This is a genomic window from Pseudomonas sp. NFPP07 (genome assembly GCF_900115645.1).
Taxonomy (GTDB): domain Bacteria; phylum Pseudomonadota; class Gammaproteobacteria; order Pseudomonadales; family Pseudomonadaceae; genus Aquipseudomonas; species Aquipseudomonas chlororaphis.
Window position 1 is genome coordinate 203,795 of record NZ_FOXG01000004.1, and the last position, 25,166, is coordinate 228,960.

A 25,166-nucleotide genomic window follows, 5' to 3' on the forward strand; every position below is an offset into this window, starting at 1 on the left:
ACGATGTGGCCCAACCTGAGCCCTCAGCTCTCATCGAGTCATTAAGGGCTTTCGGATACAGCCTGCGAACTGCTGTTGCTGATCTTGTTGATAACAGCATTTCTGCAGCAGCCAAGAATGTCTGGATCAGGTTTGAATGGGATGGGGCCCATTCCTTCATATCCATTAGAGACGATGGTAGTGGAATGACTGACACCGAGCTGGTGGCGGCCATGAGACCGGGCTCAAGAAGCCCTCTGGAGGACCGCGAGCCAGGGGACCTAGGCAGATTTGGACTGGGGCTCAAGACTGCGTCTTTCTCACAGTGCAGGCGTCTTTCTGTTATCACTAGGACGAAGGATTCTGCCTGTGTAGCCCGCTGCTGGGATCTTGATTACATCAACACTGCCGGAGAGTGGCGTCTCCTCAAAAAGGTCAATCAGAACCGACTCACAGAGGCAGGGGAAGAGATAGCCCAGCAGGGGACGATTGTCCTCTGGGAGGAAATGGATCGAGTTACCGGGTCTGCACGCACTGACGACAAGAACGCCTACAACCGTTTCCTCGAAGCCATTGAAGAGGCCAAAGAGCACCTCGCAATGGTATTTCACCGCTACCTGGAAAAGCGGGGCGGCATCAATATCTTCATCAATGGCCGCCAGATAGAGGCCTGGGACCCGTTTCTGCGGGGAGAGAGGGCAACGCAGGAGCTCCCCTCGGAAAAGCTATTCTGCAAAGGCGCTCATCTCACCGTTACGCCTTATGTGCTTCCACATCAGTCAAAACTGGACCAGGGCAGGCATCGGGCAGCGGCAGGCCCTCAGGGCTGGAATGCTCAGCAGGGTTTCTACATCTATCGGAATGAACGCCTGCTCGTTCCTGGCGACTGGCTGGGACTCGGTTTTCAGAAGGAAGAACACCACAAATTAGCAAGAATCCAGATCGACCTGCCTAACAACATGGACGATGAGTGGCAGATCGACGTAAAGAAATCCCGGGCCAGACCTCCGGGCTACCTTCGCGCTGATCTGAAAAGAATCGCCAAACTGACACGAGAGCAGGCGGTCCAGATATATCGCCACAGAGGAAAGGTCATTGCCAGAAAGTCCTCCCAGGACCATGTCTTTCTCTGGCAACAGAAAACCAGACACGGAAAGTATTTCTACGAGATAAATCGTGAACATCCTCTTATTCAGTCTTCCCTCCGCGAAATAGGGACCGACAAAATTGAGCCCATTCTGCGCCTGCTGGAAGAGACCATTCCTGCGTCTCACATCATCATCAGCAGTTCTGAAGAACCAGACAGGATGAGCAGCCCACTGGAGGGCGCAAAATACGCAGAGGTCAGGCCTCTCCTGCAAAAGATTTACAGTTCATTCCAGAAAAATGGCTTCAGCCGGGACGAAATATTTAACCGTCTCGTAACGATGGAGCCATTCAGCCAGAGTCCTGAGTTTATAGAAGCCTTTAGAGAAGAGCCCGAAGGAGATATTTAGATGGATCAGTACGGATACGATGACGTTAAGGCAATGGTCATGAAAAGGCTTCGTAAAGAAGAAACCGTCACCTCTGAAAAAATTTTGAATGAAATGAATGCACTCCTCGACGCTTTTGAAGCGGCGGAAATGGTTGAGGAAGTCGATCGTGACCTACTGTTCCGGGATATTTCCAGCCAAGTCAGCGTATGGCAGCCTGATCCATCGGTATTGCGCGACAGAAAACACAAGAACTGGCTTCCTGAACGCAAAACCGAGATCAACTGGGGATTTTGGAAGCGTTATCGCCAGTATCTGGAAGAAGAGAAGAGCTGGTCTCCTGTTGTCACCGGAAAACTGGACCAAGTCACAGATGCGATCCTGGGTGACATCGGAAATCCTGCACAGTCAGGTGCATGGGACCGGCGAGGAATGGTTGTCGGTGATGTGCAGTCAGGCAAAACAGCAAACTACACAGGACTTATCTGCAAGGCCGTAGATGCTGGGTACAAACTCGTCATTGTACTGGCCGGCATGACAAACGATCTGCGCAGTCAGACACAGTCCCGTCTTGACGCCGAGTTTCTTGGTTTCGAAAGTGAACTTGACAGACAGCATGAGAGCGGAAGCCGTATTGGCGTAGGGAAGCTTGAAGATCACGGTCAACTAATTGTTCAGCCTCTGACCTACAGCGCGCATGGTGGAGATTTCCGTGCCAGAAACGGCGCGAATGCGCAGCTTGGGGGGAACCCTCTTCTCCTAGTCGTCAAGAAAAACACCTCGGTTCTCAAGCGGATACTTGCATGGGTCGAGGGGCAGGGACAAACCAATCCTGAAACGGGTGAGAGGATCGTTAACGGTATTCCTGTTCTGCTGCTTGATGACGAAGCCGATAACGCCTCCGTAAATACAAAAGATCCTGAAGAAGATCCCACTGCCATCAACCGGGCTATCAGGAAAATACTCAAGACGTTTTCCCAGAGCTCATATATCGGGTATACAGCCACGCCTTTTGCAAACATCTTCATTCTGCCGCCTGATGAGGAGAGTGAAAAGTCAAAATATGGCGAGGACTTGTTCCCGCGAAACTTTATCTACTATATCAATCCGCCGGATAATTACATCGGGGCTACGAAGGTTTTCGGGCTTTCAGAAAGCATTGACGGCCTGGCTCCTGTAGATAAGAGTCTTCCTCTCATCAGGCACGCCGAAGATGCCGAGCAGTATTTCCCTGCCAAACATAAAAAGCATCTTCCGGTAGATCGCCTTCCTGACACGATGATCGAGGCAATCCAGACGTTTGTTCTGTCCTGCGCAGCCCGCCGCGTCAGGGGACAGAAGAATGTTCACAATACAATGCTGATTCATGTGACCAGATTCAACGATGTCCAAGAACGGGTTATTGGTCTGGTCAAAGATGAGCTTGTCAACATTCAAAGAACCCTTGAATTCAACACAGGACCGCAATGGAAGGAGCTTCTGGAAGAGCTGAAGAAGCTCTGGGAGAAAGATTTTGTTGTAAAAACCGCCTCTATTATAGAGCTGACAGGTGATCCGCTCATTACTCCGATCCAGTGGAGTGAGGTATCCCGAGAGCTGACAGAAGCTGCACTGAAAATCCAGGTAAGAGGTATTAATGGTCTGGCTGAAGGTGTTCTTGACTATGCGGAGCATCCCAAAGGACTGAATGTTATCGCGGTCGGAGGTGACAAGCTTTCCCGCGGTCTTACTCTTGACGGGTTGAGTGTAAGTTACTATACCCGCCCGTCCAAAAACTATGACACTCTGCTTCAAATGGGACGCTGGTTTGGATACAGAGCAGGGTATCTCGATCTGTGTCGCCTTTATACTACAGAAGAAATTGAAGGCTGGTATCAGCATATCGCAGTAGCAACTGAAGAGCTGAAGCGCGAATTCAAGCTTATGGAACTAAGTAATCTTGATCCTGAGGCTTATGGCCTTAAAGTCAGAACACATGCCAATGGACTGAGCATCACTGCCGCCAACAAGATCAGAAGCGGCAAAAAAATGCAGGTCACATTCGCCGACAGCCTGGCTCAGACGATAGTTTTTGATAAAAATCAAAACATACAGGAAAAAAACTTCAGACACATTGATGAATGGATTGGCGGTCTTGGTTCGTTCAGCGCTCAGAAGAAGAATAATTACCTATGGGACGAGGTCAAGCCAGATCAAGTTCACGACCTCCTAACTGGTTTTAAGATCCATCCGTTTTCGCGTGGTGCCGACCCTGAACTCATCAGCAAGTACATTGAGAAAGTCAATGATATTGGAGAGCTCACTTCATGGACGGTTGTTCTGATATCCAGCGGCACTGCCAACACCAAGCTTCCAATTGGCGGACACCAGACCGGACTGGTTGAACGTCAAGACGTCCAGCCGGATAAAGACCTGTACTGGCTGCAAAAGGCAAACATCATCAGCCCCGAGGATCAGTACATAGACCTTGACAGCTCTCAGCAGGCCTCAGCGCTTGCAGCCACGGTTGATGCCTGGGCAAACGGTGAAACACGACATAAGATGCAGCCTACTTCGCCAAGCGGCCCCTTTATTCGCCGGACAAGAAGTCCTCAGCGAGGCCTCCTGCTGATTTACCCGCTGGACTCCAGCAATGTGTTTCTGAACGGGGAGCGGTTCACAGAGATGCCCATCATTGGCATGGCCATGAGCTTCCCCGCCAGCCGTAACAAAACTACCGTCGAATATCAGGTCAATACCAAGTACTGGCTTGATCGCTATGGGGACGACGAAGACGATGTTTAAGGATCTATGGACTGACCTTGAAGCATCTGCGAGCCACAAGACCGGACTAGGCACTGCCAAGCGCCTGGTCGGCCTGGATGCCATATGCCCCATGTTTATCGGGGTGAAGGCTCCCACAATGCTGCGTACCTTCATTCTTGAAGTTCCAAGGGACAGCACACCGCTGCCCGATATCATCCCTGTATCGCGAGGGCTGCATTTCACGGTTCAGATTACGGGAGATGAAATACTTCCGGACCACGCGAGCCTGGTAATTTCCTCTTCAGCTGTCGGTTATAACGAGATATTTGCCTCTATCACAGAACACCTTTACAGCAAACTTCATCTTCTTACCAAGAGGAAAGAGGTAATTGCAGGTTTCCTCACTCGTGTCCGACTCTGGCAGGTTTTCTTTGAAAAGCAGGGAGATGACGGTCTCTCAGAGGAAGCGCAGCGCGGTCTGTACGGCGAGCTGCGATTCCTCAAAGACCATGTTCTGCCTTCTGCAGCCAGCCCGGAGAAAGCGGTGCTTGCGTGGACCGGCCCCAGAAGCAGGCAGCACGACTTTCAGTTTGGGGACGCAGCTGTAGAGGTAAAAACCAGTGCTTCAAAACAACATCAGAAGCTCCAGATTTCAAGTGAGCAGCAGCTTGACGAGACAACCGTAGGAAAGCTCTACCTTTATTATCTTTCGGTTGCTCTCATCGAAAGCGGGGCTGATACGTTACCGGCCCTTGTTGATGACATCAGAGCCAGCCTCTCACTCCAATCAGGAGCCCTCTCAGAGTTTGATAATCTGCTGATCGAAGCTGGATTTGTGGACTCGCACAGAGCGAAATATGATCCCACCGGATACTCGATCAGAGAATCTGCAGTTTTCTTGGTGGAGAACGATTTCCCGAGAATTCGTGAAAGTGATATTCGCTCGGGCGTAGGCGATGTGAAGTACTCGATCTCAGTTGCACAATGCAGAAGCCATGAAGTTCCCTTTTCAGAGCTTTCTGTAAAAATCGGGGAGGCCTACTGATGAACGAAAAGGACGGACTTAATTCATTCTGCGAAGACCTGCTACAGGAGGTTCTCGCAGGGGCCGGTGATGCGGAGGACGGTGGGTTCAAGGTTGACCAGTTCACACGAATGGTCGCGGATTATCTTATCGAAGCCGGTGAGGTCGAAGACGTAAACGTCTGCTTCTACAAGTCCCGGGGAATGCAGCTCAACGGCTACAACGTAAATCAGGACGAGGATTGCTTAGACATCTTTGTATCTGTGTTTAATCAGCAGACACCCCCTGTCACTGTCACAAAGGCTCAGTGCGAAACAGCTTTCAGGCAGGCGGAAACCTGCCTGCGCAAAGGGCTTACGGGGTTTCACAGCACACTCGAAGAGTCGTCGGAAAGCTACGATGCCTTTCAGAGAATCCACGAGCTCAAGGACAGCCTTGTCAGTTGCAGAATCTTCCTACTGACGGATGGGATCGTTAATCAGGACGCCTTCCACCCGGAAGAAGGCGGAGATATCTCGGTCACGCTGCATGTATGGGATGCTGCACGGCTATACCGCCTTGCCAGCTCCGGGAGGAAATACGAGCCGATTGAAATAAATTTCCCTGAAGAATTTGGCCAGAACATCCCCTGTCTTTCGCTGGCTGATCCCAAATCAGACTACAAAGGCTATCTTGCTGTCATTCCCGGAGAAATTCTTGCTGGAATCTACGACAAGTATGGGCCACGTTTGCTGGAGCGAAACGTAAGATCGTTCCTGCAGGCCAGAGGCAACGTTAACAAAGGGATCAGAAAGACTATTCTTGAGGAGCCTCATCGATTCTTTGCCTACAACAACGGTGTTTCGGCAACCGCTGATGCTATCGAATTCGATGAAGAGAACGGGTATTCAATTTCAAAGATTCGCAACCTACAGATTGTGAACGGCGGGCAGACCACCGCCTCTCTTTACTATACGACTAGGAAAGACAAAGCTGACCTGCAGGGGATTTTTGTTCAGGCAAAAATATCTGTAATCCCTGAAGAACATCTTGAGCATATCGTTCCACTCATCTCACGATTTGCCAACAGCCAGAACAAGGTTAACGATGCCGATTTCTACGCCAATGACCCATTCCATGTAGAAATCGAAGGTCTCTCCCGGACGGTCTGGGCCCCTGCAGTTGATGGCACCAACAGGCAGTCCAAGTGGTTTTACGAGCGGGCAAGAGGCCAGTATCTCGACGCGAAGGCCAGAGAAGGCACACCAGCCAGAAAACGGCAGTTTGATGCAATGTTCCCCACGCGTCAAAAGTTCACAAAGACCGACTTGGCGAAATACGAAAATACCTGGATACAGCTCCCGCACATTGTCAGTCTTGGAGCACAGAAAAACTTTAATGACTTCGCAATAAGGCTGAAGGAGCGCGGACGCGTTGATATCGATGCTCGATACTTCGAACACCTGATCGCCAAAGCCATTATTTTCAGCAGGGCTGACCGCATTGTGCACGATCAGAATTTTGGTGGATACAAAGCTAACATTGTTACATATACAATCGCTTGGATATCCAACCACACATCTCAGCGAATTGATCTGAACAGTATCTGGAAGAGCCAGGATATATCAGTAGCGCTCCGAAATACAATTCGTGATGTCTCAATAGCTGTTCACCGCGTCATTGTCAGCCCTCCAAACGGCAAGAACGTTACAGAATGGTGTAAGCGCAAAGAGTGCTGGGAAAAAATTAAAGACTTGGAGATCAGTATCGATCCTGCGCTGGAGCATGAGCTCATTGACATATTCCGGAGGGTAAGTCAGGCGAAGGGGAATCAGGGCATAAGTGCTCCAAACCAGCATGAGCAAAGCTTGATCGATCAGGTTACAACAGTGCCTGCGGATATATGGTTCCAAATCTCCAAATGGTCAAAAGAAACTGGCAACCTTCAGCCATGGCAACGAAGCCTCGCTTTTTCGATTGGAAAACTGGTGAGCCGATCCGACAATGTAAGTATCAAGCAAGCAAAGCATGGCGCAACCATTTTAGAAGAAGTACAACGCCTTGGATTCAGGGAATACAGAAACACTGATATTGACGGAATCTAGAGAGAGGTCGAATTGCTCAATAAGTTGGAGGGCGCTTAGCCCTCCGGTATGCACATGATCGAATCAATCGTCCCAAGGACTCTCTAAACAATTCAATACAGGCCCTCGAACCTATATTGAAATAGCCATTCCTTCCATCACAATCCCATGAACCAAGTGGGCATTTCCCATTTCGATATGCACCGCCGATAAATTCCCCAACCGGATGAAGCAAGCGGTTCGCTGGAATGCTCTCGTCGTGCTGATCGAGTTGTATTACCCAAAGGCTGTCAGAAACCGGAAGCAATATCCACAGAAAACCATGCTATATATCGATTGCAAAAAATTGATTTCGCTGAGCGGTCCGACCAAGACAGAGGTACCTCATGAGACCACCTCAATGCACCAACTCATCCGGTTCTCTGAGTGCGCAGATATTTGAAACGAGTACCCTCTCATCTAAATGATTATCCGGTTTCAGTAGGCTGCTAATTCACCGATCGCGAGACTGCTAAATGAACCATAAGTACCTAACTGACGCAGAACATGCTATTACCCAACAACTAATGGATTTCCAAGCAAAAGCAGCCAAGATGTGGTGCGGCTATGAAAAAGAAGCTGTCATTGCCTTAGTCCGTGCCCTTGATACATCTGCTGTGATGCGCCTGCAAGGAGCCGATACTCAGAAAGGGGGCGCTGCAGCGGGACAACTTGACCATCGTTTCATTTCCCTAGGCGCAGCGGCGGCATTGCGTCCATTTCTCTCAAAGCTTGAGAATCAACCAAGCGGCGTTCCGTGGGGACCGATACAGCCCAATATCTCCCAGTTTGCATATTCGTACCTTAGTTGTTGCGGACAACTTACCCACTTATCTCGAATGGCAGCACTGGAGCGCCAAGGACTGGCCACGACATCATTTGTAAACGCCAATCACATAATCATTCAGGTTCCCTATAGCGTCCCCGAGCTATCCCTGCAATATGCACTCAAGGCTAGGAGTAGCCGTGCATTGTCCAACGCTCCCGAGGACAGCCTGGACGAACTTGGGTGGCAGAAACTACACAATCGCATGAAGTCCTATGTCGATGCTCCTGATGGATGGTTCATTAGCTACAACAACGATCAGGAGATCGTGTCTGCCTACCTAGAAAGAGCCAAGCGCTATGGAAGGCGCTACCTAGAGTCAGAGGCCCTCCCGGACGACGTCAAGATCGGTGACAGGAGCTTCGGAGAGTGGATCCACGCCTGCGACCAAGCTCTGGGACGCATCCTGTGCCACATTGACTTCGTCAGCCTGCTGCAGCAGAAAAGGCCAAGAGTCGCTGCGAGCAATGTCCTGACCTTGTTCGCCAGGAGGGATGATATCGACGAGGTGTGGCGGGAAGCAGGACTACCGGCAGACCGCGCTCCTCCAACCATGCAAGCACTTACACTTGAGAGCAGCAACCTAGACGACTGGGAAAAGGCATATGAGGTCCCCTGTGCCTTCTACGTCGACCTTGGCAAAGAGCATGTACTACTTCCGTGCTTCGGCGCCTTAACCAACCCCTACTTCGCTCTCTTTCGCCATCTACGTAATACCTACAAGCCCGACTGGGACCGAGGTGTCGATCGGAGGGAGGCGATATTCCGCACCGACTTGGCGAAGGCATTCCCTGACCCCGACTTCCTAGTGCCTCCGCATGGCTTCCAATTGCGGCGCCCTAATGGATCGAAGCTGACAGACGTGGACGCCATAGTCCTCGACAGGCGCCATGGCACGCTGGTATTGGTCCAGCTGAAGTGGCACGACGTCTTCGGGTTTTCCCTGTCCGAGCGAGAAAGCCGCAGACGAAACATTGCAAAGGCTAACGAGTGGACGGAACGAGTCATCTCGTGGATCGACGGACGGACTTCCGCCGAACTAGCTAAGGCAATGGGACTAGACGCCAAGGCCGCCGATGCGCCGCCTATCCTCTATGTTGTTGCACGGTATGCGGCACGCTTTACAGGGGAGCAAAGCCAGGATCCTCGGGCCTCGTGGCTCGGATGGCCAGAGATCCAGAATGTACTCGACAAGGATCCCGCAGGAGACGTGCTGTCGCTGATCCCACAGCTAGTTCTGGACCAGCAGGCCCGATTCGCGGAGTTGGAGGAACGGCGCTTTGAGTTTCGCTTCCCGAGCCTAGCAGTCGATCTTCACATTACACAGGAGCCATGAGCAGCATCAGCCTCCCCGCTTTGAGGGCCACGCCGCCGTCCAGAACTTGCAGCCGTCGGACTACTTAGTCGCTTACTTGATCGCCTGCTTGGTCGCTTTGGCTGCTATCAAGCAGAGTCTGATGCAACGTTTGCAACATGAATTCGACAAAAGGAGTGGCCTCGGTTTGCTGATCCGCAGCACTCAGAGCTGTGCAATATAAGCATCACACCAACCCCCCACTCCCCAACAACCCCAACTTCTCCGGATTCCGCATGATAAAGACGCGGTTCACCCGTCCCCCTTCGTCATACCCAAAACTCACCACCGCCACCACCTCCCCGTCCCCCCGCAACACCACCCCACGCCCACCATTGATCTCCACCTCCTGCCACTGATACGCCCGCCAGTACTTGCTCAACGACTCCCCCACAAACCCCAACACCGCTTCCACCCCATACAAGGTCTCGCGAATGGCGCTGGCTTTGCCGCCGCCGTCGGCGCAGAGCTCGACGTCTTCGGAGAGCATGGCGGCCAGGCTTTGGGTCGAGCCGCTGGTGATGGCGCTGTGGAAGGCGCTCAGCAGTTGTTGCTGGCGTGAAGGTTCCGGCTGGTAGCGCGCCTGGGTGTTGCCCAGGCTGGCTTTGGCGCGGGACACCAGTTTGCGGCAGGTGGCTTCCTGGACGCCGAGGGTTTGTGCGACTTGGGGGTAGTCCAGGTCGAAGATGTCGTACAGCAGGTAGGCGGCGCGTTCCTTGGGGGTCAGGCGTTCGAGCAGCAGCAGGAAGGCGGTGGACAGCGACGAGGCCAGTTCATGACTCTGTTCGGGGGAGTCGTGGTGCAGGCTGTGGATCGGCTCTGGCAGCCAGGTGCCGATGTATTGCAGGCGCGAGCGCTGGGCCGAGCGCAGCAGGTCGATGCAGTGCCGGGTGCAGGCGGTGGTCAGCCAGGCGGCCGGGGTGGCGATGGAGGCCTTGTCGGCCTCCAGCCATTTGATGAACAGGTCCTGCACCACGTCCTCGGCCTCGGCGCGCGAGCCAAGGAGGCGGTAGGCCAGGCCCAGCAGGAAGCTGCGACGGCTTTCGAACACCGTCGTGTCATCGATTCGATCCATCCTCAGTGCCTCGACACCTGCAAGCGATTCCACAGGTTGATCATGCCGATATCGGCCGTCAAGGCGGCGATCTGCGCGTCGCTGAAATGTTCGCGCAGGGCCGCGCGCAACGGGCCGAAGTCGGTGTCTTCGCGCAGGATGGTGAGGGCTTCGGTCCAGGCCAGGGCGGCGCGTTCGGCGGCGTTGAAATCGCTGACATGGCGCCAGACCACAAGACGGTCCAGGCGCTCGTTGCTTTCGCCGTCTTCACGGGCTTCGCGGGTGTGCATCTTCACGCAGAAGCCGCACTGGTTGATCTGCGAGGCGCGCAACACCACCAGGTGGTGCAGCTTGCGCGCAAGGCCGTGGGCATCGATCAGGCCGTGGACCTGGCCCAGGCTTTCGAAGATTTCGGGGATGGTTTGCAGCAGGTTGACGGCTTGGGTCGGGTGGCTGGATGACATGGGGTGGCTCCGTTAATTGAGGGATACACCGACATGACGGGCCAGGTGGGTGGTTTGTGACGGGGTGGTGCAAATAAATTCGGACGCCCTCTCTCCGTCCGATAAACGCACCCCATCCAAAGCAAGCAGCGCCCACGGGTACCCAACGCCTACAAGATCTCTGTTAGGTTATTGCCCCCAACAAGGATTTATTGACAGGAGGTCATTATGGCGAAACCAGCCGCACGTCAAACCGACCCAACCAGCTGCCCGATTCCAGGGCACGGCACCAACCCAATAGCGACAGGCTCCCCAAACGTTTTCTTCGACGGGGCCTCCCAGCCGCACGCCAGGCGATACTTGTACCTGTGGTAGCGCCCTGTCGACGGGTTTGGCCTCAACGGTATTCATCAACGGCAAGAATGCCGCAACCATCGATACCGGTGGTACTCATGGCAGCATCGTAATAGGCGGCTCTGGCACGATAATTATCGGAGATTCGCATACGCCGGCACCGTTCACCTCTCCTACCCCCATGACCATTTCCGGGAATTGGATCGGATTCAAGATTCCGGCCACCGAGAGCTATGAAGGACTTTCCTGCGTTGCGCACTTCGAAGATGGATCGGTGATGCGAGGCGTGTTTAACGCACAAAACACCGTGAAATTTTCAAACCCGACAGGCAAGGCCTGCACAGCGATTGATTACGGTACTGAAGACGCTTCAGAGAGCGTCTCTATCCTCGATAGCATTCTCAGCAAGATTCAGAGATAAGGGCCCAGTCGTGACAGAACCGATGCTCATTACAGGCAGCTACATTATAAAAAGAGAGCATGATCTACATAGCTCACCTTTGGAAATGGCAATTGCCGGAATGGAGGGTGCTGCCGCACGCTTTGCTACTGATGCAATCAAAGACGCCAACACCCGCGCAAAGTACCAAAGTAAAATTAAAGAGATGTCTCGACTGGTCGAAGCCGAGGTACTGGCAGGTAAGGTTACGGCCAAAGATGGTGTCGCCTATTGCCAAGAAATGCGTAACAACATCATGAACGAGCATCGAAAGTTCACATCAGCTCAAGGTGTCGCCGTAGCGGAATATATCAAGCTCAATGGTCCCACGTTGCAAACGACCCTGGACAAGTACTCTCACTCACTTTACAAGAAAAAATTTGACCTTTTAACCGACGCAGAGAAATCCAAAGTCCATTACCTGATTCTGAAAAAGTCTGGCGTGGATAATGCGAAGGTTACTCGAGGCACCAAGACGATGAAGGTGACAGGGAAAGTTGCCTGGATCGTGACCGCAGCCTTTGCAGCTTCGGAGATTTACAAAGCTGATAACAAAGCCAAGGAAACCGGACGCCAAGGAATCATCCTGGGCAGTGGCGCCGTCGGTGGCGCCTTGGCAGGTCTGAGCGTATCGGCACTGTGTGGGCCCGCTGCCCCGGTTTGCGCCATTGCAGTGGTGATCGCTGGTAGCGTTGCCGGAGGTATCCTGGGTGAGTACGCAGCAGACAGCCTTGACGATGAGCTGGAGGAGTTTTTGACATGGGACGTGCAATGACCGACGAAGAACGATCTTATGTGTATTGGGCGTTGTCCGATGCATTTGTTGACACTGAAGTGGACTATGAAGCCATTGCACGCCAAACAGAAGCCTACGATCCAGAAGAAATCAAGAGAATCCTCTATCACGAAGTAGCACCTGTCTGCCATACAAACCTTGAAACCGTAATCCCCATTATATGGTCGGCTTTCAATCTGGAAAATCTGGAAAAGGACATAAAAAGAACTTTGAAAGCCCGCAATGAAAGTTACTTCAGACAAAAGAAAGATAAATTACTCATTCGCTGGCTTGAGTTCAGATACAAATACATCTGGCTAGAGATAGCCAAGCACTATAAAAACAGCCCCACCCTCGAAAACTAGGTTGTGCCTTTGTAGTAACTAACCCCAAACACAGCGTTAAGTTTTTCTTCGGTTGGCGCAGGCTCAAGCCCATCGTTATGTTGATGGGCATACAACTCATGCAGCTTGGCCTGCAGAAGCTTCTTATCCGGCAGTTGGGTCTGGTACTCGGCAATCAATGCGGGTGAGAGTGAGCGGTTGAGGGCGTACTCGACCACCTCGTCGTCCTTGCTGGCACAGAGCAGCACGCCCAGGGCCGGGTTCTCATGGGGTTTGCGCACCTGGCGGTCCAGCGCTTCCAGGTAGAAATCCAGCTTGCCCAGGTGTTCCGGCTCGAAGCGCCCGACCTTGAGCTCGATGGCCACCAGGCAATTCAAGCCGCGATGGAACAGCAGTAGATCCAGCACGAAATCACGCCCGCCAACCTGCAAGGGATAGCGCGAAGCGACAAAGCAGAAGTCGCGGCCCATTTCGATCAGAAAGTCTTTCAGTTGCTGCACTAACCCACTGTGCAGGTCGGCTTCGCTATGCCCCTGGGCCAGGTCGAGAAACTCCACCACATAGGCGTCCTTGAACACCCTCAACGCCTCGGGATGCAATTGTCTCAACGCTGTCGAGACTTTTGCCGGTTGGGTCAGTAAGCGCTCGAAAAGGGCCGATTTGATCTGGCGCTCCAGTTCCCGGGTTGACCATTGTTCCTGGATCGTCATGCGTAGGTAGAACTCGCGCTCTTCTGGCCGCTTGCCTTGCGCAAGAATGATCAGGTTCTGGGTCCAGGGTAATTGTGTCAGCAGTGCTGACACTTTCTCCTCGCCTCGATAAACCTCATAGAACTGCCGCATGCGGAACAGGTTACGCCGGGTAAAACCCCGCAACCCCGGCTGCTGCCGCGCAAGATAATCCGCCAGTTGCTGAACCACTCCATCGCCCCACTCCGCCGCCTCGATCTTGCGGCTGATATAGGCGCCGATCTGCCAATACAACTCCACCAGTTCGGTATTCACCGCCCGCACCGCCCGTTGGCGCGCGGCAGTGATCATCTGTGCCACTTCGCTGAAGGCCGCATCGGTGGACGTCGGTAGTGCTCCGGCAGGTTGGCTCATAAAGAAGGCTCCGCTTGAAGATTCAAATCCTCATCATCGAGCGCCCCACCATAAATTTGCTGTCAGGCGGTTCTCTTTCCATTGAGCGAAATATCTTGGTTTGGGCAGCGCGAGAAGCGCTGTCACCCCGGCATACACTCAAAATCCCGCACGCTCGCCACCTGCTTCCCCTCCCCGTCATATAACCTCGCCCGCACCTCAGTCCCCAACGTCGACTCCACCAGCTTGTAATGCTCCCCCGCCTTGAAGCTCGGGTAGCTCACCTGCCCGCGGCAATCGACCTGGTTGGAGTCGCCGCCGACTTCTTCGAACAGGGTCACGTCCAGGCGATGGGCGCCGGGTTGGACTTCGAAGTAGCGGCCGTCGTCGACGTTCTTGCCGTCGACGCGTTCGGCCATCAGGTCGCTGGAGCCCTCTTCTTCCAGGCTGATCCAGGCTTCGTTGGGATCGGCCTTGGGCATCGGGCCGGCGCAGGCGGAGAGCAGCAGCACCAGGCTCAGGGCGGGAATCAGCAGCAGCGGTTTGGTGTTCATGGCAGGTACCTCGGCAGTAAAAAAATCGACACAGGGCGGAGCGAAAAAAGCGCTCGCGCCGATTGCCATCCAGCTTGTCGAGGCAGCCGCCACAGGACAAATGAATCCCCGTGAAAGGAAATTCAGGCCCAACCTAAAACTTCCTTCACCTGGCTGAAAGCCGCGTGTTAGGTGGGTCGCGGCAGGCTGCCGAGGTTCGTTTTCCCTCGGAGGTCCACCGCATGCTCGGGCTGGTCAAGACCGCTCTGCTCAAGCCCTACACGTTTATCGTGCTGGCGATTTTTATCTGCATCATCGGGCCGCTGGCGGCCCTGCGTACGCCCACCGATGTGTTCCCCGATATCGGTATTCCGGTGGTGGCGGTGGTCTGGCAGTACACCGGCCTGTCGCCGGACGCCATGGCCGGCCGGGTGATCTACACCTACGAGCGCTCCCTGAGCACCACGGTCAACGACATCGAGCACATCGAGTCGCAGTCGTTGCCGGGCATGGGCATCGTCAAGATCTTCTTCCAGCCGGGGGTGGATATCCGCACCGCCAATGCCCAGGTCACGGCGGTGTCGCAAACCGTGCTCAAGCAGATGCCGCCGGGCATCACCCCGCCGCTGATCCTCAACTACAGCGCCTCGACGGTGCCGATCCTGCAGATGGCGTTCTCCAGCCCGACCCTGTCGGAAGCCAGAATCCGCGACCTGGTGCAGAACAATATCCGCCTGCCCCTGAGCTCGGTGCCGGGGCTGGCGATGCCGACGCCCATGGGCGGCAAGCAGCGGCAGATCACCCTCGACCTGGACCCGCAGGCGCTGGCCGCCAAGGGCCTGTCGGCGCAGGACGTGGGCAATGCCCTGGCGGCGCAGAACCAGATCATCCCGGTGGGCACCGCCAAGCTTGGCGCCAGCGAGTACACGGTGCTGCTGAACAACAGCCCGACGGCCATCGACGAGCTCAACGACCTGCCGATCAAGACCGTCGACGGTGCGCTGATCACCATCGGCCAGGTGGCCCATGTGCGCGACGGCTCGCCGCCGCAGAGCAATATCGTGCGGGTCGACGGCCACCGCGCGGTGCTGATGCCGGCGCTGAAGAACGGCAATATCTCCACCCTGTCGATCGTCGATGGCATCCGCCAGATGCTGCCGCGCATCGACGAAACCCTGCCGCCGGCGCTGAAGACTTCGCTGCTGGGTGACGCCTCGGTGTTCGTCAAGCAGTCGGTGGGCAGCGTGGCCCGGGAAGGCATCATCGCCGCGCTGCTGACCAGCGCGATGATCCTGCTGTTCCTCGGCAGCTGGCGCTCCACACTGATCATCGCCGCCTCGATCCCCCTGGCGGTGCTCGCGGCCATCGCCCTGCTCGCCGCCAGCGGCCAGACCCTGAATGTCATGACCCTCGGCGGGCTGGCGCTGGCGGTGGGGATTTTGGTGGACGACGCCACGGTGACCATCGAGAACATCAACTGGCACCTGGAACAAGGCAAGGCGGTGAAGGCCGCGATCCTCGACGGCGCGAAACAGATCGTCGGCCCGGCGTTCGTCTCGCTGCTGTGCATCTGCATTGTCTTCGTGCCGATGTTCCTGTTGCAGGGCATCGCCGGTTACCTGTTCCGCCCCATGGCCCTGGCGGTGATCTTCGCCATGGCCAGCTCGTTCATCCTCTCACGCACCCTGGTGCCCACACTGGCCATGTACCTGCTCAAGCCCCATGTGCCGGAGCCGGGCCCGGGGCATCACCCGGAAGACGCCTTCATCAACCACCACGAGGGCGAGCAGCACGCCCCGCCGCGACATGCCCTGGTGCGCGGGCTGCTGGGCTTCCAGCAGGGGTTCGAGCGGCGCTTCTCCAACGTGCGCGACACCTACCACGGCCTGCTGACCCTGGCCCTGGCCCACCGCAAGCGCTTCCTGCTGGGTTTTCTCGCCTGCGTGCTGGCCTCCTTCGCCCTGCTGCCGAGTCTGGGCCAGGACTTCTTCCCGGCCACCGACGCCGGTGCGCTGGCCCTGCATGTGCGCCTGCCCCTGGGCACGCGGATCGAGGAAAGCGCGGCGGCCTTCGACCGCATCGAGGCGCGGATTCGCGAGGTGATTCCGCCAGAGCAGCTGGACAGCGTGATCGACAATATCGGCATTCCCCTGAGCGGCATCGACATGGCCTACAGCAGCAGCGGCACCATCGGCCCGCAGGATGGCGACATCCAGGTCACCCTCAAGCCCGGCCACGCGCCGACCGCCGACTACGTGAAGCGATTGCGCGAGGCCCTGCCGGAGAGTTTTCCCGGCAGCCAGTTCGCCTTCCTGCCGGCGGACATCAGCAGCCAGATCCTCAACTTCGGCACGCCGGCGCCGCTGGACGTGAAAATCTCCGGGCCCGACAGCGCCGCCAACCGCGCCTATGCCCTGGAGCTGCAACGGCGCCTGCAACATGTGCCGGGCATCGCCGACCTGCGCATCCAGCAGTCCACCGGCTACCCGTCGCTGGCGGTCAAGGTCGACCGCCTGCGGGCCAATGGCCTGGGGATCACCGAGCGCGACGTGACCAACAGCATGGTGGCCTCCTTGGCCGGCAGTTCCCAGGTAGCACCGACCTTCTGGCTCAACCCGCAGAACGGCGTGTCCTATTCCATCGTCGCCGCCACCCCGCAGTACCGCCTGGACAGCCTGCCGTCCCTGGAGGCGCTGCCGGTGACCGGCAGCAACGGCCAGTCGCAGATCCTCGGCGGCCTGGCCAGCATCTCGCGGGTGGACAGCCCGGCGGTGGTCACCCACTACAACATCCAGCCGACCCTGGACCTCTACGCCAACGTCCAGGGCCGCGACCTGGGCGGAGTGGCCCGGGATATCCAGCACGTCCTCGACGATAGCCAAACGCTGCGGCCCAAGGGCGCGACCATCAGCCTGCACGGGCAGATCGACGCCCTGCACGAAGCCTTCAGCGGCCTGAGCCTGGGCCTGCTGGGCGCGGTGGTGCTGATCTACCTGCTGATCGTGGTCAACTTCCAGTCCTGGCTCGATCCGTTTGTGATCATCACCGCGCTACCGGCGGCCCTGGCCGGCATCGTCTGGATGCTGTTCTTGAGTGGCACCTCGCTGTCGGTGCCGGCGCTGACCGGGGCCATCCTCTGCATGGGCGTGGCCACGGCCAACTCGATCCTGGTGGTGAGCTTCTGCCGCGAACGCCTGGCGGAACACGGCGATGCCCTGAAGGCCGCGCTGGAGGCCGGCTATACGCGCTTTCGCCCGGTGTGCATGACCGCCCTGGCGATGATCATCGGCATGCTGCCCCTGGCCCTGTCCGAGGAGCAGAACGCGCCCCTGGGCCGCGCCGTGATCGGCGGCCTGATCCTCGCCACCACCGCCACCCTGTTGTTCGTTCCCGTGGTGTTCAGCCTGGTCCACGGGCGTCACCCCACTCGCGCTGTCGCTGGAGAAAGTACCCATGTCGCCTGAACACACCCCCTCGCGCAAACGCCTGCTGTGGCTCGGCATCGGTGGCCTGACCCTGGCCGCCCTGCTGGTGGCCAACGGCCTGGCCGCGCGCACCCGCCATGAACGCGCGGTGGCCGCCTGGACCGAAACCGCCGCCGTGCCCCAGGTGCTGGTGTTCCAGCCGCAGCAAAACCGCCAGGGCGACACCCTGCGCCTGCCGGCGCACCTGGAAGCCTGGAGCAAGGCGCCGATCCATGCCCGGGTCAGCGGCTACCTGAAAAGCTGGAACAGCGACATCGGCGCCAAGGTTCAGGCCGGGCAAGTCCTCGCCGAAATCGACAGCCCCGACCTCGACCAGCAACTGGCCCAGGCCCATGCCCGGTTGGTGCAGGAACAGGCCAATGCGCGGCTGGCGCAAACCACCGCCGTGCGCTGGCAGAACCTGCTGGCCAGCCACTCGGTGTCGCGCCAGGAGGCCGATGAAAAAACCTCCAACGCCGCGGCCGCCAAGGCCAATGCCGAAGCAGCCGCTGCCGATTACGCACGGCTCTCGGCCCTGGAGAACTACAAGACCATCCGCGCGCCCTTCGCCGGCACCATCACCGCGCGCCACACCGATATCGGCCAGCTGATCAAGGCCGACAACGACAGCGATCCGCAGCTGTTCGATCTGGCCGACACCCGCAAGCTGCGGCTCTACGTGCCGGTGCCGCAGAACTACGCCAGCGTGATCCGCCCCGGCCTCCGCGCCGAGCTGACGGTGCCGGAGCACCCCGGCCAGCACTTCAGCGCGCGGCTGATCGGCGACTCCACCGCCATCGATCAGCGCTCCGGCACCCTGCTCGCCCAGTTCGTCGCCGACAACCCCGACGGCGCGCTGCTGCCCGGCGACTATGCCGAGGCCGCCCTGGCCCTGCCCGCCGACACCCGGGGCGTGAGCATCCCGGCCAGCGCCTTGATCTTCCGCGCCCAGGGCACCCAGGTGGCGCTGCTCGACGAGCACAACCACGTGCACCTGCGGGACATCCATATCGGCCTCGACCTCGGCGCGCGGCTGGTGATCGACCAGGGCCTGCAAGCCGCCGACCGGGTGATCGACAACCCGCCCGATGCCCTGCGCGAAGGCGACCTGGTGCAACTGGCCGACGCCGGAGGTGAGCATGCGCCCAAGGCTTGAGCCGCTTGCGGTGTTGCTGGTGCTGGCCCTGCAAGGCTGCTCCCTGGCGCCCGGCTACCAGGTGCCAACCGTGGAGCTGCCGGCCCACTACCGCGAACAGACCAGCGACGGCCCCTGGCATCCGGCCCGACCGGCGGATCGGCTGGCCAGCCAGTGGTGGCGGCTGTACCAGGACCCACGCCTGGATGACCTGCAACAGCGCCTGCTCAAGGCCAACCCGGACCTGGCGGCGGCGCTGGCGCACTTCGACGCGGCCCAGGCCTATGCCAGCCAGCTGCATGCCGGGCTGTTCCCGCAGATCAGCGCCAGCGGCCAGTCGCTGCGCCAACGCCAGTCGGACCACCGGCCGTTGCGCGGCAGCAGCCAGCCTTCGCTGTACAACAGCAACAGCGCCGGTTTCTCGCTGAGCTTCGACCCGGACCTGTGGGGGCGGATTCGTAACCAGGTGGCCGCCGGCGACGCCCAGGCCGAAGCCTCGGCCGACGACCTGGCGGTGGCGCGCCTGAGCCTGCAACAGCAGTTGGCGAGCCTGTATGTGCAGCTCAATGGCCTGGATGCGCAGCGCGCAATCCTCAGCCAGTCCCTGGACGACTACGCCCAGGCCCTGCAACTGACCCGCAGCCGCTACCAGGGGCAAATCGCCTCGGAGCTGGACCTGACCCGCGCGCAAAACCAGCTGGCCAGCGCCGAGGCCGAGCTGGACGAAGTGCGCGGGCAACGCAACCTCACCGAACACGCGATCGGCGAACTGGTGGGCGAACCGGCCAGCCAGTTCCAGCTGCCCGCCACCCAACAGACCCTGGCCGTGCCCAGCGTGCCGCAACAACTGCCGAGCGCCCTGCTGCAACGCCGCCCGGACATCGCCGCCGCCGAACGCCGGGTGTTCGCCGCCAACGCCAACATCGGCGTGGCCCGGGCCGCCTGGTACCCGGACTTCAGCCTCACCGGCCTGCTCGGCGGGCAGACCCAGGGCAGCGGCAACCTGCTGGCGGCGGGCAATCGCTACTGGGCGCTGGGGCCTCTGGTCAACCTGCCGATCTTCGACGGCGGCCGCCTGAGCGCCAACGAACGCCAGGCCCACGCCGAATTCGAGGAAGCCGCCGCCCATTACCGCGGCCAGGTGCTGCGGGCGGTGCGAGAGGTGGAGGACAACCTGGGGCAACTGCGGGATCTGCAGCAGGAGGCGCTGGACCAGCAGGCGGCGGTGAATGCCGCCGAGCATACGCAGGCCCTGGCGATGAACAGTTATCAGGCGGGGGCGGTGAGTTATCTGGAGGTGGTGACGGCCCAGACCGCGGCGTTGCAGGCGCAACGGGGGTTGCAGGCGCTGCAGACGCGGCGGTTGCAGGCGAGTGTGGGGTTGGTGGTGGCGTTGGGTGGGGGGTGGAAAGCTGGAGCCTGATGCCAGAGGCAGGGCTATAAAAACTCGATCCTGCTGTGTACATATCCGTTTCTGTGGTTACGGCCACTTAGGGTTCCGCCCTTACGGCGGCTCACTTTTGAAGAGCGCAAAAGTAAGCAAAACGCTCTTGCCCCACCACTCGGTGCCTCGCTTAGGCTCGGCATGCCCTCACTCCGGCATTGATCCGTGGGCCGCCGCCACAGGCCATCCATGGCCTGGGGCGGCTAACCCGGCATCCCTGCCGGGTTACCCACGGCTCAATGCCTGCGTTCGGCCATCGTGGTTAACGGGGCGTTCAGATCAAAAGCAAAAGCAAGACGGCGGCCTACCGGCCGGCCTGGCTGGGAATGCGGTCTCTGTAGCCGCTGCCGAGCGCAGCGAGGCTGCGATCGAGGCCGAAGGACTCGCCAGGCGGACACCGCGTTGCCCCAGATCCTGCGAGACGTCAGGTTTAGCGGCCCTGCGGGCCGATCGCAGCCTCGCTGCGCTCGGCAGCGGCTACACAAAGCGTGTCAGACAGAAGAGTTGCAGCATGGCGAAGGCAGCAAGCTTTGGTTTGGCTTTGGCTTTGGCTTTGGCTTTGGCTTTGGCTTTGGCTTTGGCTTTGGCTTTGGCTTTTGATCTTGCTCTTGATCTACCCGCCCCTTTCTCAGAGGCCGAACGCAGGTCTTGCGCAGGGGGCACCTCGGCAGGGATGCCGAGGTAGCCGCACTGGGCCAGGGATGGCCCATTGCGGCGGCCCCCGGAGCAGGACCGGAGTGAGGGCATGCCGAGCACTAGCGAGGCACCGAATGGTGGGGCGAGACTTTTTGGTTACTTTTGGGGCGTTTGCCAAAAGTGACTCGCCGTAAGGGCGAAACCATAAGCCGCCGTTACCGCAGGAACGGATATGTCCCCCATCCAAAAAATGCAGTGCCCGACGCAAGCAATCGAACGTCGACCATCTGCTCCTACAGAAGCCGACCTGCAGCAAGAGCAAACCGCCTGCGGCCAGCGCCTCAGATATGGCAACTGCTCAAGCCATTCTTTTCCAGGTAGCGCTGGTGCCCTTCATCCGCCAACTCAAACCGCCCCAACGGCACAACCACCGTCGCCACAGGTCTACCCAGCCGTCCCGAGTCCTGCAACGCCACCTTGGCCAACCGCGCCTCCTGCGCCTGCCCACCATCCTGATAAAAAATCGCCGAACGATATTTCCCCCCACCATGCTCCCCCTGCCGATCCACCGAAGTCGGATCATGCAACCCCCAGAAGTGCTCGATCAGGCTCGGATAAGCCACTACCCGCGGATCGAAATCCACCTGCACCACCTCGATCCGCAACGACTCGTCACCCGCCTCCACGGCGTAGCCCACCCGTGTCTCCACCACCCCCGGCAACGCCCGGAACGCGGCTTCCGCACCCCAGAAACAGCCCGCGCCGAAGGTGGCCTGTTCGATCCCGCTCATGTTCCGACGCTCCTCGCTCACTGCACCGCTCCGACTTTCTCGCCGCTGGCGCCCAGCCATTGATCGACGATCGCCGGGTTGGCCTGGACCCAGGCCTTGGCCGCTTCCGCCGCCGGTTGTTGTTCCTTCTCGATCCTGAGGATCAGGTCGTTCAACACCTGGGGATCGATGCTGAAGTTTTCCAGGAAGGCGGCGATCCGTGGCGCGCGTTTCTGCAAGGCGCTGGAGGCCAGGACATAGACCCGGGCGTCCGGGTAGGCGCAGGTGATCGTGCTCTTGTTCAGCCAGTCGGCGTCCACCGTCGGGCTGATGAATTTCCAGCAGCCATCAGCCTTGTACAGCGGGTCGCCCTTCTTGTTGTCCTGGGCGTAGCCGTCGAACGCCGGTTCGTCCAGGCGGCGCAGGTCGAAGGCGGAGAAGATCCAGTCCGGGGTGTAGGCGTAGAACACCACGCCGCGCTGGGCCCTGTAGGCCGCGGCGAGCTTGGCGTAGGTCACCGAGGCTTCGGTGGACACCGATTCGAATTTGTCGGCAAAGCCGAAGTCCTTGGCCTTGATCTGGCCGATATAGGTCGACTCCCAACCCGCCGGGCCCACCAGCAATTGCGCCTTGCCGCCGCCCAGGGGTTCGAAGAGCTTGGCCACTTCGGGTTTCTGCAGGTCGTAGACCGACTTCACGCCGTATTGGTCTTGCAGGTAACCGGGGATATAGAAGCCCTGCACCCCCAGGTACGGCTGCTTGTTCGGCACCAGGGAGCGGGTGCCGCCGGTGACGTACTTGGCCCAGGCGGCGGATTGGTTAGGCAGCCAGATATCGGTCAGCACATCCACCGAGCCGTCGCCCTTGGCCGCGGCGGCGAACAGCACCGGTATGTCACCGGCCAGGTAAGACACGTCGCCGTCGAGGCGGCTTTTGATCACCTCGCCGAGGATGTTCTGGATGGCGATGGCGCCGGTCCAGTTCTGTTCGCCGATGACGATCTTGTCCTTGGCCAGGGCTGGCAGAGCCAGCCCCAGGAGCAGCGCGGCAGCGCCCAGGGGGCGGGAAAACGACTTGTTCAAGAGACACCTCATTGCTGATGGAAAGCGCGATCCCGCTGGCGCAGGGTCGCTTGAATGATGCGGTCGGGAATCAACGCGCAGAACACGATCGCCGCGCCGGCCAACATGCCCTCGCCGCCCTTGATATTGCGCAGCGCGGTCATCACGTCGTAGCCCAGGCCGCCGGCGCCGATCAGCGCCGCGACCACCACCATCGACAGGCTCATCACCAGGGTCTGGTTGATCCCCAGCAGCAGCGAGCCGGCGGCCAGGGGCAGCTCGACCTTGGTCAGGATCTGCCACGGCGTGGCGCCGTGGGCCAGGGCCGCTTCGACGGCGGTCTTGGGCACTTCCCGGATCCCCAGGGCGGTGAGGCGGATCATCGGCGCCAGGGCGAAGATCACCGTGGCGATCACCGCCGGGGTCTTGCCCACCGAGAAGAAGGCCACCGCCGGGATCAGGTACACGAAGGTCGGCAGGGTCTGCATCACGTCCAGCAAGGGCGTGATCAGGCGCCGGGCCAGGGCACGCTTGGCCAGGAGGATGCCGGCGGGCACGCCGATCAGCAGCGACAGCAGCACCGAGGAACCCACCAGGGCCAGGGTGGCGATGGTCCGTTCCCAGAAACCGAACAGGCCGATATAGAGCAAGGCCGCCGCGCTGGTCAGGGCCAGGGCCGCGCCGGCACTGCGCCAGGCCAGCAGCACCAGGGCCAGCGCCGGCACTGGCCAGGGCAGCCAGCCCAGCAGGTTTTCGATGCTTTCGATCACCGTGCGCACGGCGACTATCACCCCGACAAAGGTGCTTTCGAAGGTGACCTGGGACCAACCGATCAACTGGTCAATGGCCGCCGCGGTGCTCAGCAGCGCCTGGCGGTCGGCGGGAAACTGCAGCCAGGGGCCGCTGGCATCCACCGCCAGCACTCGCCACAACACCAGGCCCTGGCACAGCAGCAACACCAGCCACGGCAGGCGCCAGTCGGAACGGCCCTGGCGGCTCGGACGGCGGGCCAGGGTCACGCTGAGCAGGCGGCTGAGCGACAGGCCGAGCACCGCCAACCCAGCCCAACCGAGGCTGGCGCTGGCCAACCATTGGCCCAGGGCACTGGCCGCCGCCAACTCCAGGGCGAACCCCAACCAATACAGCGCACCACGGCCGCTGGCGGCCAAGGCCGCCGGCCCCAGCAACAGCGCCTGCCAGAAGGAAAACCCCGGGGCCACGGGCGCCGGAGCGGCGGTTGTCTTAGCCGAAGCGACGGGCGCCGCGGCCAGCGTGTCGCTGCGCGCGCCGTGTTCCTGAAAGAAATCCGCCACCTCGGCGTCCGCCGGCGGCTCCAGCAACTCGCCGGGCGTGCCGAGCTGGATCAGCTGGCCCTGGCGCAGCACCGCGATGCGGTCGGCCAGGCGCAGGGCTTCCGCCGGGTCGTGGGTCACCAGCAAGGTGGTGATGCCGCGCTCGCGCACCAGGCGCAGGAAGTGGCGTTGCAGGTCGCGGCGGATGGTCGGGTCCAGCGCGCTGAAGGGTTCGTCCATCAGCAGGATGTCCGGTTCGCTGACCAGCGCCCGGGCCAGGCCGACCCGCTGCTGCATGCCGCCGGACAGCTCATGGGGATAGTGCTCGCCCCAGCCCTCCAGGCCCATGGCCCGCAGCTGCACATCGGCCGCGGCCTGGCGCTGGGCCTCGGGTTCGCCGCGCAGTTCCAGGGGCAAGGCGACGTTGTCGCGCACGCTGCGATGGGGCAGCAGGCCGAAGTGCTGGAAGACCATGCCGATGCGCCGCGAACGCAGGGTGCGCAGGTCCTTGGCCGAAAGCTGGCTGATGGCCGCGCCGTCGATCAGCACCTCGCCGCTGCTGGGCTCGATCAGCCGGTTGATGTGCCGCAGCAAGGTGGACTTGCCGCTGCCGGAGGTGCCCATCAGGCACAGCACTTCGCCACGGCGCACGCTGAGGCTGACCTGCTCCACCGCCGGCGCGGACGAGCCGCGGCCGTAGCGCTTGGTCAGGTTGCGCAGCTCCAGCACCACCTCGGCGCTGGCCGGTTGTGGGGCGGACGAGGCTGGGACGGCAAACGCCTCTTGGGGGTAAACGGCAGACACGGGCACTCCTGATGCCGGACGCGCAGCCGCG

Annotated in this window: 17 protein-coding genes and 1 pseudogene; 11 read left to right on the top strand and 7 right to left on the bottom strand. The window is 59.2% G+C overall.

Annotation, left to right across the window (positions count from 1 at the left end):
* Positions 1-5: 5 nt before the first annotated feature.
* The 5 genes from BM019_RS12125 (at position 6) to BM019_RS12145 (ending at position 9,487) form a co-directional block, all read left to right on the top strand.
* The gene (locus BM019_RS12125; RefSeq protein WP_092418378.1) at positions 6-1,475 is read left to right on the top strand and encodes an ATP-binding protein; all 1,470 of its coding nucleotides are present in this window, start codon (positions 6-8) and stop codon (positions 1,473-1,475) included.
* Complete coding sequence (locus BM019_RS12130; protein ID WP_092418379.1) at positions 1,476-4,238, top strand: Z1 domain-containing protein; 2,763 nt, start codon at positions 1,476-1,478, stop codon at positions 4,236-4,238.
* Positions 4,231-5,244, top strand: a complete 1,014-nt coding sequence (locus BM019_RS12135) for a PD-(D/E)XK motif protein (RefSeq protein ID WP_175510636.1) — start codon at positions 4,231-4,233, stop codon at positions 5,242-5,244. The genes BM019_RS12130 and BM019_RS12135 overlap by 8 nt, the downstream gene beginning before the upstream one ends.
* Positions 5,244-7,307 (top strand): AIPR family protein, encoded by a 2,064-nt coding sequence (locus tag BM019_RS12140; protein WP_092418381.1) that lies wholly within the window; start codon positions 5,244-5,246, stop codon positions 7,305-7,307. Before BM019_RS12135 ends, BM019_RS12140 begins: the two co-directional genes overlap by 1 nt.
* A 494-nt stretch (positions 7,308-7,801) precedes the next feature.
* A complete protein-coding gene (locus BM019_RS12145) occupies positions 7,802-9,487 on the top strand; it encodes a hypothetical protein (RefSeq protein WP_139217371.1) in 1,686 nt (561 codons plus the stop codon).
* Positions 9,488-9,692: 205 nt separating this feature from the next.
* Here the strand turns inward: BM019_RS12145 and sigJ are convergent, their stop codons facing one another.
* Both sigJ and BM019_RS12155 read right to left on the bottom strand, forming a co-directional pair.
* Positions 9,693-10,580 carry an RNA polymerase sigma factor SigJ gene (gene sigJ / locus BM019_RS12150; RefSeq protein WP_092418383.1) on the bottom strand — a complete coding sequence of 296 codons (888 nt, stop codon included), beginning with the start codon at positions 10,578-10,580 and terminating at the stop codon, positions 9,693-9,695.
* Between the two features lie 2 nt (positions 10,581-10,582).
* Positions 10,583-11,023 carry a carboxymuconolactone decarboxylase family protein gene (locus BM019_RS12155; RefSeq protein WP_092418384.1) on the bottom strand — a complete coding sequence of 147 codons (441 nt, stop codon included), beginning with the start codon at positions 11,021-11,023 and terminating at the stop codon, positions 10,583-10,585.
* Between the two features lie 207 nt (positions 11,024-11,230).
* Here BM019_RS12155 and BM019_RS12160 point away from each other — a divergent pair.
* The 3 genes and pseudogenes from BM019_RS12160 to BM019_RS12170 all read left to right on the top strand — a co-directional run bounded on the left by BM019_RS12160 (position 11,231) and on the right by BM019_RS12170 (position 12,935).
* Positions 11,231-11,777: pseudogene (locus BM019_RS12160) on the top strand (PAAR domain-containing protein).
* Positions 11,778-11,787: 10 nt separating this feature from the next.
* The gene (locus BM019_RS12165; RefSeq protein ID WP_092418385.1) at positions 11,788-12,570 is read left to right on the top strand and encodes a hypothetical protein; all 783 of its coding nucleotides are present in this window, start codon (positions 11,788-11,790) and stop codon (positions 12,568-12,570) included.
* The gene (locus BM019_RS12170; RefSeq protein ID WP_239691067.1) at positions 12,555-12,935 is read left to right on the top strand and encodes a DUF7079 family protein; all 381 of its coding nucleotides are present in this window, start codon (positions 12,555-12,557) and stop codon (positions 12,933-12,935) included. The genes BM019_RS12165 and BM019_RS12170 overlap by 16 nt, the downstream gene beginning before the upstream one ends.
* Here the strand turns inward: BM019_RS12170 and BM019_RS12175 are convergent.
* Together BM019_RS12175 and BM019_RS12180 are read right to left on the bottom strand one after the other, a co-directional pair.
* Positions 12,932-14,017 carry a PDDEXK nuclease domain-containing protein gene (locus BM019_RS12175; protein WP_092418387.1) on the bottom strand — a complete coding sequence of 362 codons (1,086 nt, stop codon included), beginning with the start codon at positions 14,015-14,017 and terminating at the stop codon, positions 12,932-12,934. The two genes, BM019_RS12170 and BM019_RS12175, sit on opposite strands and share 4 nt — an antisense overlap.
* Before the next feature lie 122 nt (positions 14,018-14,139).
* Positions 14,140-14,550 carry a PA0061/PA0062 family lipoprotein gene (locus BM019_RS12180; RefSeq protein WP_092418388.1) on the bottom strand — a complete coding sequence of 137 codons (411 nt, stop codon included), beginning with the start codon at positions 14,548-14,550 and terminating at the stop codon, positions 14,140-14,142.
* Between the two features lie 221 nt (positions 14,551-14,771).
* Here BM019_RS12180 and BM019_RS12185 point away from each other — a divergent pair, with 221 nt between their 5' ends.
* The 3 genes from BM019_RS12185 to BM019_RS12195 are packed head-to-tail and all read left to right on the top strand — an operon-like array spanning position 14,772 to position 20,551.
* Complete coding sequence (locus tag BM019_RS12185; RefSeq protein ID WP_092418389.1) at positions 14,772-17,993, top strand: efflux RND transporter permease subunit; 3,222 nt, start codon at positions 14,772-14,774, stop codon at positions 17,991-17,993.
* A complete protein-coding gene (locus tag BM019_RS12190; RefSeq protein ID WP_092418390.1) occupies positions 17,983-19,149 on the top strand; it encodes an efflux RND transporter periplasmic adaptor subunit in 1,167 nt (388 codons plus the stop codon). The genes BM019_RS12185 and BM019_RS12190 overlap by 11 nt, the downstream gene beginning before the upstream one ends.
* A complete protein-coding gene (locus BM019_RS12195; RefSeq protein WP_092418391.1) occupies positions 19,133-20,551 on the top strand; it encodes an efflux transporter outer membrane subunit in 1,419 nt (472 codons plus the stop codon). Before BM019_RS12190 ends, BM019_RS12195 begins: the two co-directional genes overlap by 17 nt.
* Positions 20,552-21,549: 998 nt before the next feature.
* Here BM019_RS12195 and msrA read toward each other — a convergent pair.
* The 3 genes from msrA to BM019_RS12225 are packed head-to-tail and all read right to left on the bottom strand — an operon-like array spanning position 21,550 to position 25,135.
* Positions 21,550-21,999, bottom strand: a complete 450-nt coding sequence (msrA, locus tag BM019_RS12215) for a peptide-methionine (S)-S-oxide reductase MsrA (RefSeq protein ID WP_092418394.1) — start codon at positions 21,997-21,999, stop codon at positions 21,550-21,552.
* 17 nt (positions 22,000-22,016) lie between these two features.
* On the bottom strand, positions 22,017-23,072 hold the full coding sequence (locus tag BM019_RS12220; RefSeq protein WP_092418395.1) for an ABC transporter substrate-binding protein: 1,056 nt from the start codon (positions 23,070-23,072) through the stop codon (positions 22,017-22,019).
* Positions 23,069-25,135, bottom strand: coding sequence for an ATP-binding cassette domain-containing protein (locus BM019_RS12225; RefSeq protein WP_092418396.1), 2,067 nt, complete (start codon positions 25,133-25,135; stop codon positions 23,069-23,071). The genes BM019_RS12220 and BM019_RS12225 overlap by 4 nt, the downstream gene beginning before the upstream one ends.
* Positions 25,136-25,166: the final 31 nt, after the last annotated feature.

Bases quoted from the DNA above. Each gene is read 5' to 3' on its own strand.
- BM019_RS12195 (WP_092418391.1), top strand. From the start codon at position 19,133: ATGCGCCCAAGGCTTGAGCCGCTTGCGGTGTTGCTGGTGCTGGCCCTG.
- BM019_RS12145 (WP_139217371.1), top strand. From the start codon at position 7,802: ATGAACCATAAGTACCTAACTGACGCAGAACATGCTATTACCCAACAA.
- sigJ (WP_092418383.1), bottom strand. From the start codon at position 10,580: ATGGATCGAATCGATGACACGACGGTGTTCGAAAGCCGTCGCAGCTTC.
- BM019_RS12140 (WP_092418381.1), top strand. From the start codon at position 5,244: ATGAACGAAAAGGACGGACTTAATTCATTCTGCGAAGACCTGCTACAG.
- BM019_RS12185 (WP_092418389.1), top strand. From the start codon at position 14,772: ATGCTCGGGCTGGTCAAGACCGCTCTGCTCAAGCCCTACACGTTTATC.
- BM019_RS12170 (WP_239691067.1), top strand. From the start codon at position 12,555: ATGGGACGTGCAATGACCGACGAAGAACGATCTTATGTGTATTGGGCG.
- BM019_RS12135 (WP_175510636.1), top strand. From the start codon at position 4,231: ATGTTTAAGGATCTATGGACTGACCTTGAAGCATCTGCGAGCCACAAG.
- BM019_RS12130 (WP_092418379.1), top strand. From the start codon at position 1,476: ATGGATCAGTACGGATACGATGACGTTAAGGCAATGGTCATGAAAAGG.
- msrA (WP_092418394.1), bottom strand. From the start codon at position 21,999: ATGAGCGGGATCGAACAGGCCACCTTCGGCGCGGGCTGTTTCTGGGGT.
- BM019_RS12175 (WP_092418387.1), bottom strand. From the start codon at position 14,017: ATGAGCCAACCTGCCGGAGCACTACCGACGTCCACCGATGCGGCCTTC.
- BM019_RS12180 (WP_092418388.1), bottom strand. From the start codon at position 14,550: ATGAACACCAAACCGCTGCTGCTGATTCCCGCCCTGAGCCTGGTGCTG.
- BM019_RS12155 (WP_092418384.1), bottom strand. From the start codon at position 11,023: ATGTCATCCAGCCACCCGACCCAAGCCGTCAACCTGCTGCAAACCATC.
- BM019_RS12190 (WP_092418390.1), top strand. From the start codon at position 17,983: ATGTCGCCTGAACACACCCCCTCGCGCAAACGCCTGCTGTGGCTCGGC.
- BM019_RS12220 (WP_092418395.1), bottom strand. From the start codon at position 23,072: ATGAGGTGTCTCTTGAACAAGTCGTTTTCCCGCCCCCTGGGCGCTGCC.